Raw genomic sequence first — 6,292 nt, 5'->3', positions numbered from 1 at the left:
GACAGCGTCGTCCACCAGGACTTCCCGGTCGCCGACCCGGCGTACGTCGTGGACGAGGCCGTCACCTGCGTCGTCCAGATCAAGGGCAAGGTCAAGGCCCGCCTGGAGGTCCCGCCGGCCATCTCCGAGGAGGAGCTGGAGAAGGTGGCCCTGGCCGACGAGAAGGTGGTCGCGGCGCTGGCCGGGGCACCGATCCGCAAGGTGATCGTGCGCGCGCCGAAGCTGGTGAACATCGTCGTCTAGGGCTGGCGGCTGGTAGGGCGCCGGGCCTGTGCAGGGCCCCGGCGCCCCGATGCCCCGGTGTCGTGCGGCCGAGGATGGTCGGCCGAGGGTGGTCGTGCGGGCGCTCGGGGTGATCCCCTACGGGCAGGTTCGGGGTTCTGCTGGAACTGTGGACCTGCCCGTTGCGTTTACCGTGGAAGAGCGCCGCAGTATGTGGCGTGCCGGTCGAAGGAGGAGCGCGCCGTGGAAGCCGTGATCGCAATCGTCGCCCTGCTCTTCGTGCTGTGCGTGGTGCTGGGCGCGTACGCCACGGTGAAGGCGGTCGGCGCGGCCAAGCGCGGCGTGGACCGCACGATCACCCAGGCCAAGCGGACGGTCGAGGACACCACCCTGCGCGCCAGGAGCCTCGCCCAGCCCGGCCCCGTCGGCCAACTCGCGGACCTGCGGCTGAGGTTGCGCACCTCGATGCGGGCCACCCAGGAGGCGCTCCAGGCGGGCGCAGGCGAGGACGAGTCCCTGAAGGAGTCCCTCGCCCTGTTCCAGCAGCTCAGCAGGCACGGCCGTGAGCTGGACGACGAGCTGAGGCGGTTGGAGCCCGAGCCGGACCGCGCGAAGCTGGTCCAGCGGCTTCCCGATCTGCGCACCCGCACGGAGAAGGTCATCAAGTCGGCCGACGCCCTGCGCTGGGCTGCGCACGACCGGGCCCGCAAGTTCGCCGAGGACGACCTGGAGACGCTCAGCGCCCAGATCGACGTCGAGGCGGGCGCGCTGCGGCACTGGACGACCGAGCCGACCGAGCCCGCGCACGTCTGGCCCGAGGCGCCGAAGCCCGAGCCGACCGCCTCCGGCGGACAGAAGTGGCAGGAGCCCGAGGCCCGCACCACCGAGGAGCCGCCCCGGCCGGCGATCACCCCTCCGGGGCCGCGCCCCACATATCCGTGGCAGAAGAAGCCGCGCCCGGAGAGCACGACTTGATGAGGTGCGGCGCGGCCCGACGCGGTGGCGAGGCGGTCGGTGGGGCCGGGCTGCCGTCGGCGGGACTTGGCGGGTAACCTCCAGCTCATGTCCCGCCATGTCGCGATCGTCACCGATTCCACGGCCTATCTGCCGCCGCAGACGATGGAGCGTCACGACATCATCGCGGTGCCGTTGACCGTGGTCCTCGGCGACCAGGCGCTCGAGGAGGGCACCGAGATCTCGGCCCGCTCCCTGGCCCAGGCACTGCAGAAGCGACGTCCCGTCACCACCTCCCGCCCCAGCCCCGAGCTGTTCGCGGAGACCTACCGCAAGGTGGCCGAGACGGGCGCCACGGGCATCGTCTCGCTCCATCTGTCCGCCGAGTTCTCGGGCACGTACGACGCCGCCGTGCTCGCGGCGCGCGAGGCACCCGTGCCGGTGCGCGTCGTGGACACCGGGATGGTCGCGATGGCCCTCGGGTTCTGCGCGCTGGCCGCCGCCGAGGTCGCGGAGGCGGGCGGCACGGTCGATGAGGCCGTGACGGCCGCCGAGAAGCGGGCGGCGGGTACGTCGGCGTTCTTCTACGTCGACACCCTCGACTATCTGCGCCGGGGCGGCCGGATCGGCGCGGCACAGGCCCTGTTCGGCTCGGCGCTCGCGGTGAAGCCGCTGCTGCAGCTGAACGGCGGTCGCATCGAGCCGCTGGAGAAGGTGCGCACGGCCTCCAGGGCGATCGCCCGCCTGGAGGAGATCGTCGCCGAGCGGGCCGGTGGCGCGCCGGTCGACATCGCTGTCCACCATCTCGCCGCGCCCGAGCGGGCGTCGGCGCTCGCGGAGCGGCTCCGGGAGCGGGTCCCGGGGCTCGTCGATCTGCATGTGAGCGAGGTCGGAGCGGTCATCGGGGCGCACACGGGGCCGGGGTTGCTGGCGGCGGTTGTTTCTCCTCGGTGATGGGTGGCGGCTGATGGGCGGCGGCTGATGGGTGGCGGGTGGTGGGTTGCCGTTGTCGGTGTGGCTTGTCGCTCGTGTGGGTGACGGAGTTATCCACAACTGGGTAGTAATCCACGGGAATTGAGCAAGATCATCGTGGATGTGCGGGCTTGGCTCATCCTCGTCGCATGGCACTTCGATCACGTTCACGTACAGCGACAGTCACCAGTGGGCCGGGGCGGGGTCCGTCCTCCGACGGCCGCGCCCGTAACCGCGCCCGGCGGGCGAGGGGCCGTGCCGGCCGCCACCGGGCCACGGCGGAGACGCTGAGGCTGCGCGCGGAGGCGCTGTTCCCGGAGAGCGCCGCTGAGCCACGGGAGTTGGGGCATGGGCCGCCGGGTGGGCGGAGGGGTGGGACGGCGGCTGTGGGGGCCGGGGACGCCGGGAATGATGGTGACCTTGGCCGTGATGGGGACCTTCGCGGCGGTGACGGCTTCGACAGCGGTGGTGGCGTCGGCCGGGACGGTGGCGTGGGCCCTGGCGGCGATGGTGGCGGGGAACCGGGCGGCGATGGTGGTGGTGATGACCTCGGCGGAGGTGTGAGGGACGGCTGGCGGGATCGGGTCCGGCCGGCTGTTCGGGAGCGGTTGCCGTTGTGGTTGCAGGCGCGGTGCGGCATCGAGCGCAAGAGCGTGGTCGCGCTGAGCGTCGTGCTGGTCGTCGCCGCGCTGTTCGCGGGGCAGCACTTCTGGGCCGGCCGGACCCAGCCGGTCAGCGCACCCGAGGTGGTGCGGGCGGGAGCCCCGTCGGCTGCGTCGGCCCCGGCGGCGTCGTTCGGCGAGGCCGCCGGTGGCCCGGCAGCCGGAGCGGGGGTTCCTACCGGGGCCGGTGCGCCCACGGCCGGGCCCTCGATCGTCGTGGACGTCAGCGGGAAGGTACGCCGCCCCGGCATCCAACGGCTGCCCGCCGGCTCCCGTGTGGCCGACGCGCTACGGGCCGCGGGCGGAGTGCGGCCGGGCGCGAACACCGACGGGCTCAACCGCGCCCGCCTACTCGTCGACGGAGAGCAGGTCCTGGTCGGAGGTCCGGCAGCGGCGACGGGAGCGGGTGCCGGCTCGGGGGCGGGCGGTGCAGGCGTGGCCGCCTCAGGGGCTGGATCCGGGGCCGGGGGAACGGCGGCGGGAACGGGTCCCGCGACGCCCGTCTCGCTCAACACCGCCACCGCTGAGCAGCTCGACACGCTGCCCGGCGTGGGTCCCGTCCTCGCGCAGCACATCATCGCCTACCGCACCGAACACGGCGGCTTCCGCTCCGTCGACGAACTGCGCGAGGTGAACGGCATCGGCGACCGCCGCTTCGCCGACCTACGGAACCTCGTACGGCCATGAGCGCGCCGGAGACAGGGGTGCCGGTGTCCGCCGAGGTACGGGTCGGGGCGCCTGGCGAGGCGAGTAGCGGGGTGGGTCGGGCGGGTCCGCGCCGTCCGACCGTGCACGCGGCCTCCGAGCACCGGCTCGGCGTCGCCCATCCCAGACAGGAGGGCCCGACGGACCTGCGTCTCGTGCCACCGGCGCTGGCGGCGTGGGGGACAGCGGCGCTGATGGTGCACGCCTCGACCGGCTGGGTCGTCGGCGTGGTCGCGGTCAGCCTGGTCGCGGGGGTCGGGCTGCTCGTGGCCCACCGAGGGCGGGGCCAGGCGTCGCGGGCCGGGCGGCAGCCTCGCACAAGGCCGGACCCCCGAGTGACGCCGGAGCCCCAGGTGCGCCCGGAGCCGGGGGGTGGTCCGGAGTCGCTGGTGGGCCGCCGACCGGGGGGTGGTCCGGAGCCGCTGGTGGGCCGCCGGCCGAGGGGCGGCCCCGAGCCGCTGGAGGGCCCCGAGCCGCAGCTGAACCGGGTCTCGGCCCGTCTGTCGTCCTGCTCCGCAGGAGCGAAGGTGTCCGTGGCCGCCGTGCTGCTGTGTGTCGCCGCCTCGGCTGTCTCCGCCGGGCTGCACGGGGCGGATCTGCGGCGTGGCCCGGTTCCACGGCTGGCCGAGCGGTACGCGTCGGTCACCGCCGAGGTCGAGCTGACGTCCGACCCCCGGCTCACCCGCCCGCGGATCAACGGCAACCACGCCACCCCGACGGCCGTGCTCCTCCAGGCCGAGGTTCGGAGGGTGAAGGGGCCGGACGGGGCGGTCGTGGACACCCGGACGCCGGTGCTGGTGATCGTCGACATGGAACGGCGGTCGTCGGCGGGTGAAAGGGGCCGCTCGCCGTGGCTCACGCTGCTGCCGTCGACGCGGGTGCGGGTGGCGGCGCAGGCCGTAGCGGCGTTGGCCGGGGGAGATCGGGTCGCGGCGGTGCTGCGGGTGCGAGGGGGTAGGCCCCCGGAGGTGGTGGAGGAGGCGAGTGCGGCGCAGCGGTTCGCGGGGCGGTTGCGGGAGGGGCTGCGTGAGGCGACGGACGGGCTGGACGGGGATGCGCGGGCGTTGTTGCCGGGGTTCGTCGTGGGGGACACCTCGCGGGTCCCGGCCGAGTTGGACGAGGCGTTCAAGGCGACCGACCTCACTCATCTCTTGGCGGTCAGCGGCGCGAACTTCACGATCCTGCTGGCCCTGTTCATCGGCCCGCCGGGGCTCGCCCAGCGGGCGGAGCGGCGAGGGCTCGCGCCCCGGCTGGGTATCCCGCTGCGGGCGACCGCGCTGGTCGGTGGTGGGCTGACGCTCGGCTTCGTGATCGTGTGCCGGCCGGAGCCGAGCGTGGTGCGGGCGGCGGCCTGCGGGTCGATCGCGCTGCTGGCCATCGTGACGGGACGGCGCAGATCGCTCGTGCCCGCGCTGGCGACGGCCGTGCTGCTGCTGGTGCTGTACGACCCGTGGCTCGCCCGGAGCTACGGCTTCCTGCTGTCCGTCCTGGCGACCGGGGCGCTGCTCCTGCTCGCCCCGCGATGGAGCGCGGCGCTCCAGCGGCGCCGGGTGCCGCCCCGCCCGGCCGAGGCGCTGGCGGCGGCGGGGGCCGCGCAGGCGGTGTGCGCGCCGGTCGTGGTGGTGCTGTCGGCGAAGGTGAGCCTGGTGGCGGTGCCGTGCAATCTGCTGGCGGAGTTCGCCGTGGCGCCGGCGACGGTGCTGGGGTTCGCCACGCTGGCGGCGGCGCCGATCGCGATGCCCGTGGCCGAGTGCATCGCCTGGTGCGCGAGTTGGCCCGCCGGGTGGATCGCGGACATCGCGCGTACGGGGGCGTCCCTGCCGGGGGCGGGGGTGGACTGGCCGGGCAACTGGACCGGCGCGGCACTGCTGGCCCTCGTCACGGTGGTGGCGGTGTTCGTCGGGCGGCGGTTGGTGGGCCGCCCGTGGCTGGTGGGAGCCTGCCTGGTGGTGTTCCTGCTGGCCGTGGTGCAGCCGCCGCCCCTGACCAGGGTGATCACAGGATGGCCGCCGCCCGGTTGGCGGTTCGTGATGTGCGACGTCGGGCAGGGCGACGCGACCGTGCTGGCGGCGGGCGACGGCAGAGGGGTGGTCGTGGACGCCGGCCCCGACCCGGTGCTGGTGGACCGCTGCCTGACGGCCCTCGGCATCACCGAGATCCCTCTCGTGGTGCTCACCCACTTCCACGCCGACCATGTGGCCGGGTTGCCGGGGGTGCTGCGGGGGCGGGCGGTCGGGGCGATCGAGACGACGGGGTTCCAGGAGCCCGCGGACCAGGCCCAGTTCGTGCACAGGGAGGCAGCGGCCCGGCGGATTCCGGTGACCCGCGCCGTCGCCGGACAGGAACGGCGTACCGGGGGCCTCGCGTGGCGGGTGCTGTGGCCGCCGGGCGACGCGGCCGCCCCGGACGGGCCGAACGACGCCAGTGTGACCATGCTCGTCCGCTCGGCCGGGCTGACCCTGCTGCTGCTCGGGGATCTCGAACCGCCCGCGCAGCGGGAGCTGTCGGGATCCCCGGCGGTCGCGGAGCTGGCAGCGGTGGACGTGGTGAAGGTCGCCCACCACGGTTCGGCCTACCAGGATCCGACCCTGATACGCGCGATGGCGCCGCGGCTGGCGCTCATCTCGGTGGGCGCCGACAACCCCTACGGTCACCCGGCGCCGAGCACGGTCGCGGCGCTGCGGGGTGGGGGCGCCACGGTGCTGCGTACGGACGAGGACGGCGCGATCGCCGTCGCGGGTACGGCCGAGGAGCTGCTGGTGGCGCGAGACTGAGGT

At 74.6% G+C, this 6,292-nt stretch carries 5 protein-coding genes; all 5 read left to right on the top strand.

Annotated features, from left to right (window positions below):
• The coding region (locus M8J73_RS13790) for a hypothetical protein (RefSeq protein WP_249828665.1) at window positions 1-243 on the top strand (243 nt) is incomplete at its 5' end.
• Between the two features lie 222 nt (window positions 244-465).
• A complete protein-coding gene (locus M8J73_RS13785) occupies window positions 466-1,197 on the top strand; it encodes a hypothetical protein (protein ID WP_206187936.1) in 732 nt (243 codons plus the stop codon).
• Window positions 1,198-1,284: 87 nt separating this feature from the next.
• Window positions 1,285-2,130 carry a DegV family protein gene (locus M8J73_RS13780; protein WP_055540610.1) on the top strand — a complete coding sequence of 282 codons (846 nt, stop codon included), beginning with the start codon at window positions 1,285-1,287 and terminating at the stop codon, window positions 2,128-2,130.
• Window positions 2,131-2,297: 167 nt separating this feature from the next.
• Complete coding sequence (locus M8J73_RS13775) at window positions 2,298-3,497, top strand: ComEA family DNA-binding protein (protein WP_249828664.1); 1,200 nt, start codon at window positions 2,298-2,300, stop codon at window positions 3,495-3,497.
• A 101-nt stretch (window positions 3,498-3,598) separates the two neighbouring features.
• Complete coding sequence (locus M8J73_RS13770; RefSeq protein ID WP_249828672.1) at window positions 3,599-6,289, top strand: ComEC/Rec2 family competence protein; 2,691 nt, start codon at window positions 3,599-3,601, stop codon at window positions 6,287-6,289.
• Window positions 6,290-6,292: the final 3 nt, after the last annotated feature.

Origin of the sequence: Streptomyces neyagawaensis, from assembly GCF_023516595.1 — a bacterium.
In the GTDB taxonomy this organism is placed as follows: domain Bacteria; phylum Actinomycetota; class Actinomycetes; order Streptomycetales; family Streptomycetaceae; genus Streptomyces; species Streptomyces neyagawaensis.
This window is presented reverse-complemented; position numbering and strand designations above follow the sequence as displayed.

Bases quoted from the DNA above. Each gene is read 5' to 3' on its own strand.
- M8J73_RS13780 (WP_055540610.1), top strand. From the start codon at position 1,285: ATGTCCCGCCATGTCGCGATCGTCACCGATTCCACGGCCTATCTGCCG.
- M8J73_RS13775 (WP_249828664.1), top strand. From the start codon at position 2,298: ATGGCACTTCGATCACGTTCACGTACAGCGACAGTCACCAGTGGGCCG.